The sequence below is a fragment of the Pseudomonas putida genome, assembly GCF_050989985.1.
In the GTDB taxonomy this organism is placed as follows: Bacteria; Pseudomonadota; Gammaproteobacteria; order Pseudomonadales; family Pseudomonadaceae; genus Aquipseudomonas; species Aquipseudomonas putida_AI.
On the sequence record NZ_CP158815.1, the window covers coordinates 3,005,045 to 3,017,939 of the forward strand.

Consider the following 12,895-nt stretch of genomic DNA (forward strand, 5'->3'; position numbering starts at 1 on the left):
GGGTAGCGGCCTTCAGCTTTTCGGGGTGCGTTGCGGAATGGAGTTGAGGACCGGATTGCCGTCCTTGTTGCGGGTCAGGTAAACCGGCAGCACCTTGGGCAGGGTCGTCACCAGGGTGTTGAGTTCCTTGATGTTGTAGATGCCGCCGATACGGATCGCGCCAGTGCTGTTGTCGGCCACCATCAGCGGGGTTTCCAGGTAGCGATTGATCAGCGGCAACGCCTCGTTCAGCGCCAGGTTGTCCAGCACGAGTTTGCCGCTGCGCCAGGCCAGTGAGTTGTCGCCATCGTAGGTCTGGCTGATCCGCGGGATGAAATCACCATGGCCATAGCTCGCCTGCATCGCAGGGCCCAGCCTCAAGCCGTCCCCCGGCAGGTCATCATTGCTGCTGACCAGCACCGAGCCTTCGATCAGGTTCACTTTCACCTGGTCCTGATACATCCAGACGTTGAATTTGGTCCCCGTGACCCGGATCTTGCCTTCGGCGGCCTTGACGACAAAAGGGTGGGTGGTGTCGTGGCTGACGCTGAAGAAGGCCTCGCCTTTTTTCAGGGTGACCTGACGACGATCCTTGTAGTTGCGGTAGGTCAGCTCGCTGCCCAGGTTCAATTCGACCTGGCTGCCATCCTTCAAGGTGACCTGGCGCACATTGTCGCTGGCCTCGAAGTGCTGGAACGAATCCGGCAGCCAGCCCAGGTTCCAGCCGCTATAAGCGGCCAACGGCAGCGCCAGCGCACACACGGCGGCGGCCATGCCGAATGCGCGCCAGGATGCCTGGGGTTTTGCTTGCACCATCGGCACGACGGCCGGTTCCGGTCGAGGCAAATCCCCCGCGATCTCCCAGATTTCCAGCATTGCGTCGTATTCGACGGCGTGCAGTGGGTGAGCGTGCAGCCACTGCTCGAACGCCCGACGTTCCTGCGCGGTGCAGTCGTCGGCATGCAAGCGCATGCACCAGTGCGCTGCGGCATCGGTGATGGCGTCGTATTCGGCTTGTGAGAGAGGGCTGTCGGTCATTGACTCATCCTGATTTGCGCCATTCTAACCTTGAGTGCCGTTTGCGAGAACATCGATCATGGCAATTAAACATCAAAGTTTATTTTCTTGACGCTGGCGTGCCGTAACAGCACGCCGGCGGGCAGCAGTATCCATAGGTGAGGTGAAAATCAGATCAAAAGGATCTTTATATGCGCCGTTTTTTCGGTTTTTAGGGGGTAACTACCGGCAAGGGGTCCAGCTGCCGACCCATTTCGCAGATCAGACGTGAGATAGAGTCGGCATTGCGCAGAATGATGTTGATTCGATGCTCGGCATTTTGCGTACTCAGGAAAGCATCCCGGGCCTGGTCAATGGTCGGGCTGTTGGTGATGTCGAGGATTGCCTCGGCCTCTTCAACAGCGCTTGTCAGCGAACCGAGACTGATCCATGTGCTCAGTTCGCTGTTCCAGCGGGCAAACAACTCCTCCCTCGGGGTGTGTAGCGACAGCGCACTACGCTGGAATTCGACCTGCTCCTGTTTTACCGCCTGGCCAAAGCCCGTGATCGTCTCCACGAGATCGCTGAACGGGCGCCTCGCTTCCACGTACACGATATCGACTGCATCGCAACACTGATGACCCAGCTCGTGGATGATGACCGCAGCCCGAGCATGGGTGTCGACATCGAAGGGGGCTGTCAAAGAGAACTTGTACCAACCGAGTTGTTGGTCGAAAAACTTCTCTGTGATGTGCATCCGCTTGTCCGGATCGTTGGGGTTCACGAAAGCGGCGACGTTGGATGACGGGTTTTTATTTGAGCCAACGACCAATCGATTGCCGCTGAGCAAATCCTGGTCGGGGTCCACCAACGCGTTGCAGATCGGCAGGATGGTTTCTTTGATTTTTCTGATCAGATAGGCGTCGACGGTGTTCACATCAAAGTGTTCGCCAAGCAGCGTATTCATTCGCGTCCCGTCGGCGAGGTTCCCGGGCAACGCGAGATTATGCATGCTGTTGAACGCGTAAAAACGCGCCAGATCGACGGCCCCCACCAGCATGTCGGCCCTTTCGGGAAATTTGGCGCGAATCTCTGTCATGCCTCGCGCTTCTATGTTCAAGACACTTCGCGCTTCGTGGCTGGTGATAAACCTGTTGTGCATTTTCGACAGGTTTTTTCCGTGGTGCACCGTATGAGTGTCCGGGTCAGTGACCAGTTGCTTGCTTGAGGTGGGCTGCAGGACAGGGCCTTCCTGCTTGCCTTTGATCATCCGCCATACCGCTCCGCTTTTCCTTACGGCATACACCTTGCCAGCTATGGGGGCGTATCGATGTTGGGTGACCGTGTCCAGGTACGTCCCATCAGCGAGGTTTCTGGTCAGATCCTTCAATTGCACGGCCGTGGTTTCAAACTGCTGCAACCGGGTGCGACGCGGTGAAGTGGTGTCGATCTGCGACCAATCCAGCGCGACCACGGGGGTTGCGACCGGCTCGGTGGTGGGCGGCGCAGCGACTGCCACGCTTTGGGCTTCCAGCGACAATTTACCCAGCGATACCATTTGCGCCGCACCGTTGATGAAGTTGCGCAATGCAGCTTTCCAGTGATGATCCTGCAGTCCTTCGGCTGATTCCTTGAAGTCGTCGTAGGCTTGCCACAGAAATTTTCCGTAAGCGAGTTTCCCGGGTAACAGGCCTGAAGCCAGTTTGATGCCGCTGCTGAACAGATGCTTGACCGTTTCCCAGTCTGAAAATCCGTCGGGATCAGATCGCGCGGCGAGCATTCGTGGCAGCAAGGCGGCGTTGTCGTTGAACAAATGGGTCAACAGATGGCCACGGATCACATTGGCCCCGAGGGTAATTTCACTCACTTGTCCGACCGTGGACTTGAACAGGTTGCGAAACCCCGAGCGCTCAATGTCAGGCAGGCGACGCAGCAGCAATTCCTGCAGTGGGCCGGGTGTATTAAGCGCCGCGACCACACCGACTTCATTGTCGAATTCGGTGAAAATCGAGCCCGTGTGATAGGGCGCATACAAGACTTGAGAGCCTTTTTGCCCGGCCCCCGGGCCGATCAGATACAGGCCAGAAGCCGCGACGGGGCTGGCGCCGGTGGCCTTGATCAGTTGCAGTGGTCGAACGATGGCATGGGCTCCCTTGACGGCTGCCCGGGCCACGGCGTCCGGCATATCCAGCACCTGTCGAATCAAGTCGAAGGCACCGTCGGACAAGCGTTGTTGCAGCTTCAATTCGTGAGCGTGATGCAGGAGTTGCCACGGCACCTGTTGTACAAAACGCTGCCAGCGGTGCACCGCCTGGGTGCTGTCGGTCACCAGGCTGTCGGTCACTTGCCTGGCGTAGGTCTTCGTAATATCAAGCGATGACAGCAGTTGCTGGATCGCAGCCTGGTCCAGGTTTGCAAGTAAGGGTCTGGTGGTTGTCGAGGCAATCCTGAAGCCTGTGTTCTGCGCCACATTGACATGCTTGAAGGCAAACTCGGTCAAGGATTGAGGCGGGCCGGCCAGAGACAGGTTGGGGGTGATTTCGATCTCATCGGGATTCAGCCCTGTCCCGGCAAAGCGGCTGGCGAGCAGCGTTCTCAAGGTTTCATGCACATAGGTCCGCAGCGGCTTTATGCCGTGCAGGTAGTCTTTGTCATCGGGGACGCTGTCATGAAGTTGTTCGAGCAGCTCGGCGTGCAGTTGTTGTTCCTCGACGGGGGCCATCCCGAGCCAGGCTGGAGAGGTCTGCTGGAGCACCATTGCCCTGGCGATGGCCGTGGCTCTGCACAAGTTGGTCTCGATGACGGTTTGCGTCAGTGCTGCAAGTGCTTTTGTCTGTTGGTCGGCGCTCAACTTCCAGGCATGCACGTATTCACAGCGCGCCAGGAAGTGGTCAATCGCGGATTGCGCGAGATGCTGCAAAACATTGCCCTCGATCAGACGCAACGAGTTGAGCGAGTAGCGTCGGTGGAACTTGCGCTGGGCAGGGGAAAGATTTCCCAGCAATCCCAGGCGCTTTTCCGAATCGAGCAGGCGCAGGTTCAGCTGCTGCCGGGCACTGCCGACCGACTCGAATACCTCCAGTCCGTTGGCGGGCGTCCAAAGAATGGCGCGGCCGGAATGCTGAACATCTAGACCGCCCCGGGTGGTCAGCAATACGCAATTGGCCAAAGGCAGAACGTCTTCCTCGCCAGCGCATTCCAGCACCAGTGAGAAGGCATCCGGGTGAAAACCCCTGACGGCGAGGCGGCTTTTTCGGTCCGCCCGCTCCTGGTTGAAGACGGTTTCGACGATGTGCCAATCGGCGTTGCGCAAGGTACCGCCCAGTTCCCGCACGGCAGCCTCGCCACGCAGGCCAACGGAAAAGGCGTCGGCAAAATCCGCTTTCATGTTCTCCAGATACGTTCGTTGAAGCACCAGACTGCTGATGGGTTGCTGCAAAAACTTCTCGCGTAGCGCCGATTCAACGGAAAGATAGGTCTTGGCCAGGCTTTCAGCCGTGTCTCCCAGCACCAGGGAGGGTTGCTTGCCCGACATCAGCGGTCGCGTGCTCCAGCGCCCCTGGGCATCCAGCGACAGTAGTTGCGCATTGATCATGGCGCGAATGTCCAGCGCCTTGTCGAAATAGGCCTGGATATTCACCGCGCCGTCGCTGTGTCGGAACACCTGAAGGGCGTATTCCAGGTTTTGTAGTTGTTTGGTGATGATTGCTTCGAAAAGTGCCTCAAACACCGAGCCGCTGGTGACGGCGCCCGACACCCGGGGCTCATGAAAACCGATGAAACGCTGCCGTTCCTCCAGGCTCATGAGGTCATATAGCTCGTCGTCGTGACCGGCGACCGTGGACTTTTTTCGTAGAGTGGCTTTCAGGTCTTCGTAGTCCTTCAGCACCTCAAATCCTTGGACGGGTGTGTAAAGAAAGGCATGGGAACCGCTTTGGCTGATCATCAGGGAGCCGGAGAGCTCTATGTAGTTGGGCAGGTTTTCCCAGAGACGCACCGTTTCGAGGGTCAGCGTCGAGGACGTTCCCGTCGTCGGCTCGATCAGCGCGTGTAAAGCACGACTTTGTTCCGGGGAGACCCTGCCGTCCTCGCGCTTGAACAGCAGATCTGCGCGCGCCTTTTCGCCGATGGCACGGCAGAAGAACACCCGCCGCGTGGCGCCGTCGACACTTGCCTGGTTCCAGAAGCGTTGCAGTTGCGCAGACAACTGACCGACCAGGCCCTCGGCCGCGCGCTTGACCGCTGCTTGCCAGTGCTTCTGGTCAGTGGCCAGCGGTGACAATCGCGGGTGAGAGAATTCGGCATGCTGTCCGGTCGGCCAGCGCTGATGTCGATAAAACGAAAGCACTGCTTCACGCAAGGGCATGGAGACGGCCCAGTGGCGGGATTTCGAAGTGTTCGGATCGCCAGTGGAAGGTGCTGCTTCGGTATAAAAATTGACCAGGGTCTGACGCTGGTCCAGTGCGGGAAAGTCCGCTTTGAGCAACCCCTCGAGTAGGGTATCGAGCAGCGCATCGAGTGTTGGCAGCTTTTGAAGTTCGCTGACCATCGCCAGATCGTTGCTGCGCAGGTTGTCTTCGATGACGGCGCGCTGATCCAGGAATATGTCGCCGTCGATGGTCTCGAAGCTCACTTTGATGTCGCTGGCTTCGGCCAGTGCTTTACGCGCGGACAATGACATGAACGCCAGCAGTTCTTCGCCTTCGTCCGCGCTGTCCAATCGGCTTTTGATGTGCGCGCTCAGGGACGCGCGGCTGGCGAATTTCCTGATACCGGCGTACGGCGTGTAGAGAATTTCGCCGTTGTCATCGGGCATGGAGCGCAACACGAAGCAACCCGCCAGGGGCGAAGACAGCGGCCCGGCGCTGACCAGGATTTTCTCCGCATGCATTGGCGGGGATTGTTGAAGGCGCGAAGCATGGGTGGCCCATTGCACATGGCGCAGCCACTCCAGGTCCTTTCGCGTCAATCCGTGGGTTTTGCCAAACTCGCTCCAGTGATCGGTGGAACGCCGGATTTCCGGGAAAAAAAGGGGGGTAGGGGATGTGGGCATCGTTCAGTCTCGTGTCAGGCGCGATGCAGTGCGCCAGTGGATGGAACGTCGAGCCTAAAAAACGCTGCCCGGTGGCGGGTGGCGGATAGCTAACGCACGGGCGGTCCACACTCGTGTCACGAGTCGTTATCGAAGGGTTGACAGGTCACTGGCCGCGCGTGGTTAATCGGCGGTCTATCCACGCTGTTGTTCCCTCCAATAATTAGTCTGGAGCTTCAGATGTCTGCACCACTCGATGATGTGTCTGCTGTTGTCTCGCAAAATCTGTCCCTCGCTGAGTTGACGGCGTTGCTTGAGAAGATATTCCTGCGTCATGGCACCTCTGCCGATGTCGCCCGGGTGCTGGCTGAAAACTGCGCGGGCGCCGAACGCGATGGCGCGCACAGTCACGGGGTGTTCCGCATCCCCGGTTATGTTTCAACGTTGCAGAGCGGCTGGGTGAACGGCAAGGCTGTTCCGGTGGTCGAGGATGTGGCTTCGGGTTTCGTGCGGGTCGATGCCGGTAACGGTTTTGCACAACCGGCGCTCGCGGCGGCGCGGGCCCTGTTGGTGGAAAAGGCGCGTAGTGCCGGAATCGCGGTACTCGCCATCCGCAACTCTCACCATTTCGCTGCGTTGTGGCCGGATGTCGAGCCCTTTGCCTATGAAGGGCTGGTGGCCTTGAGTGTGGTCAACAGCATGACCTGCGTAGTGCCCCATGGCGCCGATCGACCGCTTTTCGGTACCAATCCCATCGCTTTCGCCGCGCCCCGTGCCGACGGTGACCCCATTGTGTTCGACCTGGCTACCAGCGCCATTGCCCACGGCGATGTGCAGATTGCCGCGCGCAAGGGCGAGCGTTTGCCACCGGGCATGGGCGTGGACGCGCTCGGTCAGCCGACCCAGGACCCCAAGGCGATTCTTGAAGGCGGCGCGCTGTTGCCGTTCGGCGGGCACAAGGGCTCGGCGCTGTCGATGATGGTGGAGTTGCTGGCGGCGGCGCTAACCGGCGGCAACTTCTCTTTCGAGTTCGACTGGAAAAATCACCCCGGCGCCAAGACGCCATGGACCGGCCAGTTAATCATCGTCATCGACCCGAGCAAGGCCACGGGGCAGAGCTTTGCCGAGCGCAGCCAGGAGCTGGTGCGGCAGATGCATGGCGTGGGGCTCAAGCGGTTGCCGGGGGATCGTCGGCACCATCAGCGGGCCAAATCGCAAGCCAGTGGCATTGAGCTGGATGCGCAGACGCTGGCGAATCTGCGGGAGTTGGCTGGCCTGAGTTAAACCCGATCAATGTGGGAGCGAGCCTGCTCGCGAAGCGGTGGATCAGTCACCTTGGATGCTGAAAGTGATTGCGCTTTCGCGAGCAGGCTCGCTCCCACAGGAGTCGTATTTCCGATTGCTGGCAGCGTTTAACGCCGACCCAGCAACAATCCGACCACCAGCCCAAAGCCGGCAGAAATGGCCACGGTTTGCCATGGATGCCCGCCAATGTAGGTTTCGGTGGCTTCAACCGCCGGCAGTGTGCGGTCGCGCACGCTGGTCACCGAGTCCCGGGCCTGCTGGAGTTTCAGGGCGATCTGCCCGCGCAGGGTCTCCGCTTCCTCTCCTACCAGTGAAGCGCTGCTCTTGAGCAGTTTTTCCGACTCTTCGATCAGAGACTGAAGCTCGCTGAAGGCTTGATCCTTGATTTGATCTTCGGCGGCTTGCGTGGCGGTTTTGCGGGCCATTGAAGTACTCCTTGCAGGTAAGTGACAGTGAACAATGGAGTGCGCGGCAATTGAAAAAGTTGCAGCGATTTTGCGTGCAGGCAGCCCTGCTGAAGAAAATCCTCAGTAGGACGATTCGTCCTACAGTGTAAGATGTCGGCTATTTACGCAGCAGGAAATTCCCATGAGCTTCAATCTGGCCGAAAAAACCCTCGCCGAGCGCGCAGAAATCGAGGACGAAAAATCCCGTCTGTTCGAACTCTGGCAAACCAACCTGGGCAAAGCCAAGGGTGAGGCCGCGCGGTTGTTCGGCGAGCGTGCCAAGCGCAAGGGCAAGTGGGCCGAGTGGGTCCGAGCCGAACTGGACGGCATGTCGCCGCCTGAGTTCTCGAACATGGTGCGCAGTGAAGTCAATCGCCTGATGGCCGCCGCCAAGTAGGAGATGCCGCAGACTGCGATCTTTTGATCTAGCGTTCAAAAGGCAACATCAAAGCTCGCCACAATCGCGTCACGCACCTTCGACACCACCGGATCGAGTTGGGCGCTGGTGCGCCAGCCCAGTTCGATCGGGTAGCGCGGCAAGGCCAGAGGGCAGGGCAGCAGCACCAGATTGCAGAGTGCGGCGATACTTTGAGCCGCATGGGCGGGAATGGTCGCCACCGCCTGGCTGCCCTTGAGCAGGTGCGGCAGCGCCGCAAAATGCGTGGTCGAGGCGCAGACCCGGCGGCTCAAGCCCACTGCCGCTAATCCCTCATCGGTAATGCCGATAAAGCCGCCCGACGACACCAGTATGTGTTCGCGGGCGACAAATTCCTCCAGATCGATGCCGGTCTGCCCCTCGGTCAGGCTCAGCGGGTCCACCAGGCACGCATACCCCCCTTCACCCAGTACCTGGCGGCTGAGCAAACGCTCGGTAAACCCGCCGGCGGCGATTGCCAGGTCGATGCTGCGCTCCATCAGGGCATCGCCGACGATCTGGCTGTGGGTCTGACGAAAGATCAGGCGCAGCTTCGGTGCCACCCGGGCGACTTCCTCGATCAAGCGCCGGCCATAGGCAATCTCGAAGTCATCCGACAGTCCCACGGTCACCGAGCGGCCGTCGTAATGGCTGGCATCGGGGTCGACCATGGCCAGGCTCTGCCGGCATTTGTTCAGGGCATCACTGACCACGGGCTTGAGTTGATTGGCCTTGAGGGTGGGCGCCAGGCCACGGCCGGTGCGGACGAACAGCTGATCGCCATATACCTCGCGCAACCGACGCAATGCTGCGCTGACCGCCGACTGCGTCACGCCCAGGCGCAGCGCGGCACGGCTGGCACTGGACTCCTCGTGCAGTGCTTCGAAGACTTTGAGCAGGTTGAGATCGATGTCGGCGATATTCATGTGATTCATATCATTCAGCAGTGAACTGGGCTTTATTCATGATCGGGTGGCGATCGAAAATGAGCAACACCTGATGCCAACGGAGTTACCACGATGCCCAAATCAATCGTTGCCGCACTGCAAATTGGCGCCTTGCCCGGCGGCAAGGCCGAGACCCTGGAACAGATCCTGTCCTATGAAAACGCAATCATTGAATCTGGCGCCGCATTGGTGGTGATGCCCGAGGCACTGTTGGGCGGGTATCCGAAGGGCGAGGGGTTTGGCACGCAACTGGGCTATCGCCTGCCGGAAGGGCGTGAGGCGTTTGCCCGTTATTTCGCCAATGCCATCGATGTGCCCGGCGCGGAAACCGAAGCGCTGGCGGGGCTGTCGGCGAGTACCGGGGCCAATCTGGTGATCGGTGTCATCGAGCGGGCGGGAAGTACCTTGCACTGCACCGCCTTGTATTTCGATCCAAAGGCGGGCCTGGTGGGCAAGCACCGCAAACTGATGCCCACCGGCACTGAGCGGTTGATCTGGGGCAAGGGCGATGGCTCGACCTTGCCGGTGATCGACAGCCAGGTCGGGCGTATCGGTGCGGTGATTTGCTGGGAAAACATGATGCCGCTGCTACGCACCGCGATGTACGCCAAAGGCGTGGAGGTGTGGTGTGCGCCGACGGTGGACGAGCGGGAAATGTGGCAGGTCAGCATGCGCCATATCGCCCATGAGGGCCGCTGTTTTGTGGTCAGCGCCTGTCAGGTCCAGGATTCGCCTCGGGCGCTGGGTGTGGAGGTCGCCAACTGGCCGGTGGATCGTCCGTTGATTGCCGGCGGCAGTGTGATCGTCGGCCCCATGGGCGACGTCCTGGCCGGGCCGTTGCGGGGCGAGGCCGGGTTGATCTCGGCTGGAATCGATACCGACGATCTGGTGCGCGCCCGCTACGACTACGACGTGGTCGGACACTATGCGCGGCCAGATATCTTCGAGCTCACGGTGGACGAGCGGGCCAAGCCCGGCGTGAAATTCAGCGCATGACCCTTGCAGGAGCGAGCATGCTCGCGATGGAGGTAAACGATAACTCGGGATGCCTGATACCCCACGTGGATCTCAGGTTTTTCGCGAGCGTGCTCGCTCCTACAAGGGGTGTTGTTGCAACAACCATTCTTCGCGGGTGATTTCCCAAATCTCCCTGGCAAATCGCCCGCCGACGAAATCACCCTCGTCAACGCCGATCAAACGCATGCCGGTGCGTTCTGACAGTTTGCGCGATCCGATGTTGTTGGTGGCTTTCGGTACGCGCAGCACATCACGTCCAAGGGTTGTGAACCAGTATCGGGTAACCGCCTCACTGGCTTCGGTCATCAGGCCCTGGCCTTGCCATTGCGGTCCGAGCCAGAAACCGCGGTTGTTGTCCTTCTCGTTCATCAGGCTGATGTTGCCGATCAGCTGGTCGGGCGCGGATTGCAGGCGGATCGTCCAATGCCATTCCTCGCCGCGGGCAATCGCCGGCAGGGCATTGTCGCGCAGGTACGTCAGCGCACCGTCGGCGGGATAGGGCCAGGGCACCAGCGCATTGAGGTAACGCACCACCTCCCAGTGCGGGAATTGTTGCTGGATGGCCTCGGCATCGGCCAGCTCCAACGGGCGCAGGATCAAGCGCTCGGTGTAGAGAATGGGTATCGCATCCATGTGCTTCGTAGCTCCTTGCGATGTTTTAGCGGCTCCCGGTCATGGGCCCCGGCAGGCTGACCTGGCCGCTGTCGACGAAACGTCGGGTGGCGAACAAGCCTGATCCCAGTTTGCCGCGCAGCACATAGGGCATGTTGTGCAGGTTTTGCATCTGCGTGAAGCCATAGGTCTGGCGCAGTGCCGAAAACGCCGACACGCTCACGGGCACGGTCAGCACCGCTTCGGAGTATCGGCCCACGCTTCCGGATTCGTTGCTGACACCGGAGGCGAAAGGCTGGCCATTGATATCCAGGTCCAGCGCCACACCGTTGTAGTTGATGTTGGTGCCATTGGGGTTCTGCACGCGAATTTTCACGGCAAACCGTACTTCCATGTCTTGGCTGGGCAGCGGCTGGACGCCGACCACATTGACGTTGAGCGGGTCGTCGTAGGGGTAGGTGGCGCAGGCGCTCAGGACGAGCAACAGCGAAGAAAGGAAAACCGCGTGGAAGCTGCGCATGGACGTGCTCTCGTGAGTAATAGGGCTGAACCGCCAGCGGCTCAGCCCTTGAGCACGGTCTAGCGGTTCACTGCTGCGACACCGGGCGGTGTGGCGGGTTCACCCTTGGCTTGGACATCCGGATTTTCCATGACCTTGAGAATCGAGGCTTCCGGATCGAAATCGTCTTCTTCCAGCTCGATGAACTCCTCGGGCAGGAAGATATTAAGAACGATAGCGCACAGCGCGCCGACGGTGATCGGCGATTCGAAAATGTTGTGCAGCGCCTTGGGCAGTTCACGCAGGACTTCCGGTACCGCCGCCACACCCAGGCCCATGCCGAGGGAAATCGCTACGATCAGCATATTGCGTCGATGCAGGCCGGCTTCGGCGAGGATCTTGATGCCGGCTACGGCCACGGTGCCGAACATCACCAGTTCCGCACCGCCGAGCACCGGCTTGGGCATCAGTTGCAGCACGGCGCCGATCATCGGGAACAGCCCGAGCAGCACCAGCAGCCCGGCAATGAAGAACGCCACGTAACGGCTGGCGACGCCGGTCAATTGAATCACCCCGTTGTTCTGGGCGAAGGTCACCATCGGCATGCTGTTGAACACCGCCGCCATGGCCGAGTTGAGGCCGTCGGCCAGCAACCCGGACTTGATCCGGCGAATGTACAGCGGGCCCTTGACCGGTTGCCGGGAAATCATCGAGTTGGCAGTCAGGTCACCGGCCGCTTCCAGTGGCGACACCAGGAAAATCACTGCCACCGGCACGAACGCTACCCAGTCGAAGGAGAAGCCGTACTTGAACGGCACCGGCACGCTCATCAGCGGAACGGCCGGCAGGCTGGCGAAATCGACGTGCCCCAGCATCCAGGCGACGACGTAGCCCAGGGTCAGGCCGATGACAATCGCCCCCAGGCGCAGGAATGGCACGTCCACCCGGTTCAATATAACTATGGCGCCAAGCACCAGCGCGGCCAGGCCCAGGTGGCTGGCGGCACCAAGGTCGGTGGCGCCGAAACCGCCGGCGATGTCGGTCATGGCGACCTTGATCAGAGACAGGCCCATGAGCGTGATGATGGTGCCGGTCACCACGGGAGTGATCAGCATGCGCAATTTGCCGATGAACTGGCTCAACACCACTTCGATAAACGCGGCGAAGAAGCACACGCCGAAGATGGTCGAGAGGATTTCATCGGTACCGCCGCCCCGGGCCTTGACCATGAAACCGGCGCTGAGGATCACGCTGATGAACGAGAAACTGGTGCCCTGCAGGCACAGCAGGCCCGAACCGACCGGCCCGAAACGCCGCGCCTGAACGAAGGTGCCCAGGCCCGAGACGAACAGGGCCATGCTGATCAGGTAGGGTATTTCGCTTTGCAGGCCCAGGGCGCTGCCCATAATCAAGGTGGGCGTAATGATCCCGACGAAACTGGCCAGGACGTGCTGCAGGGCAGCGAACACGGTGGCGGTCAGGTGCGGGCGGTCTTCGAGACCGTAGATCAGGTCGTTGTGGCGCGGGGCAGGGGGTTTTTCAGAGGCGGTCATGGTTGTGTGCGAGCCAGAAGGCGGGCCGGGTCAGAAAATGGAGGCGCAGGATGCCAGAAAGACCATTTTGTGGCGAGCAATGGTCCCTATGCCT

Annotated in this window: 10 protein-coding genes; 3 read left to right on the forward strand and 7 right to left on the reverse strand. The window is 60.1% G+C overall.

The window, feature by feature from the left end:
- Positions 1 to 12: 12 nt before the first annotated feature.
- Together ABTV29_RS13975 and ABTV29_RS13980 are read right to left on the reverse strand one after the other, a co-directional pair.
- Complete coding sequence (locus tag ABTV29_RS13975; protein ID WP_433771135.1) at positions 13 to 1,017, reverse strand: FecR family protein; 1,005 nt, start codon at positions 1,015 to 1,017, stop codon at positions 13 to 15.
- A 190-nt stretch (positions 1,018 to 1,207) separates the two neighbouring features.
- Positions 1,208 to 6,028 (reverse strand): dermonecrotic toxin domain-containing protein, encoded by a 4,821-nt coding sequence (locus ABTV29_RS13980; protein WP_433771137.1) that lies wholly within the window; start codon positions 6,026 to 6,028, stop codon positions 1,208 to 1,210.
- 219 nt (positions 6,029 to 6,247) lie between these two features.
- Between ABTV29_RS13980 and ABTV29_RS13985 the strand changes: the two genes are divergently transcribed.
- A complete protein-coding gene (locus ABTV29_RS13985) occupies positions 6,248 to 7,291 on the forward strand; it encodes an Ldh family oxidoreductase (protein ID WP_433771139.1) in 1,044 nt (347 codons plus the stop codon).
- Positions 7,292 to 7,419: 128 nt separating this feature from the next.
- Here the strand turns inward: ABTV29_RS13985 and ABTV29_RS13990 are convergent, their stop codons facing one another.
- Entirely contained in the window at positions 7,420 to 7,737 is a 318-nt protein-coding gene (locus ABTV29_RS13990) for a DUF883 family protein (protein ID WP_433771141.1), read from the reverse strand.
- A gap of 163 nt (positions 7,738 to 7,900) precedes the next feature.
- On the opposite strand from ABTV29_RS13990, the gene ABTV29_RS13995 reads away from it, so the two are divergent.
- Positions 7,901 to 8,155, forward strand: coding sequence for a hypothetical protein (locus ABTV29_RS13995; RefSeq protein WP_433771143.1), 255 nt, complete (start codon positions 7,901 to 7,903; stop codon positions 8,153 to 8,155).
- 35 nt (positions 8,156 to 8,190) lie between these two features.
- On the opposite strand, the gene ABTV29_RS14000 is transcribed toward ABTV29_RS13995, so the two are convergent.
- Entirely contained in the window at positions 8,191 to 9,108 is a 918-nt protein-coding gene (locus ABTV29_RS14000) for a LysR family transcriptional regulator (protein ID WP_433771145.1), read from the reverse strand.
- An 84-nt stretch (positions 9,109 to 9,192) separates the two neighbouring features.
- On the opposite strand from ABTV29_RS14000, the gene ABTV29_RS14005 reads away from it, so the two are divergent.
- On the forward strand, positions 9,193 to 10,116 hold the full coding sequence (locus ABTV29_RS14005) for a carbon-nitrogen hydrolase family protein (protein ID WP_433771147.1): 924 nt from the start codon (positions 9,193 to 9,195) through the stop codon (positions 10,114 to 10,116).
- A gap of 99 nt (positions 10,117 to 10,215) precedes the next feature.
- On the opposite strand, the gene ABTV29_RS14010 is transcribed toward ABTV29_RS14005, so the two are convergent.
- From ABTV29_RS14010 to ABTV29_RS14020, 3 genes are read right to left on the reverse strand one after another with little or no spacing between them, the layout of a single operon-like run.
- Positions 10,216 to 10,770, reverse strand: coding sequence for a GNAT family N-acetyltransferase (locus ABTV29_RS14010; RefSeq protein WP_433771149.1), 555 nt, complete (start codon positions 10,768 to 10,770; stop codon positions 10,216 to 10,218).
- A gap of 25 nt (positions 10,771 to 10,795) precedes the next feature.
- Positions 10,796 to 11,269 carry an LEA type 2 family protein gene (locus ABTV29_RS14015; protein ID WP_433771151.1) on the reverse strand — a complete coding sequence of 158 codons (474 nt, stop codon included), beginning with the start codon at positions 11,267 to 11,269 and terminating at the stop codon, positions 10,796 to 10,798.
- A gap of 59 nt (positions 11,270 to 11,328) precedes the next feature.
- Positions 11,329 to 12,801, reverse strand: a complete 1,473-nt coding sequence (locus ABTV29_RS14020) for a nucleobase:cation symporter-2 family protein (RefSeq protein ID WP_433771153.1) — start codon at positions 12,799 to 12,801, stop codon at positions 11,329 to 11,331.
- Between the last annotated feature and the right edge of the window lie 94 nt (positions 12,802 to 12,895).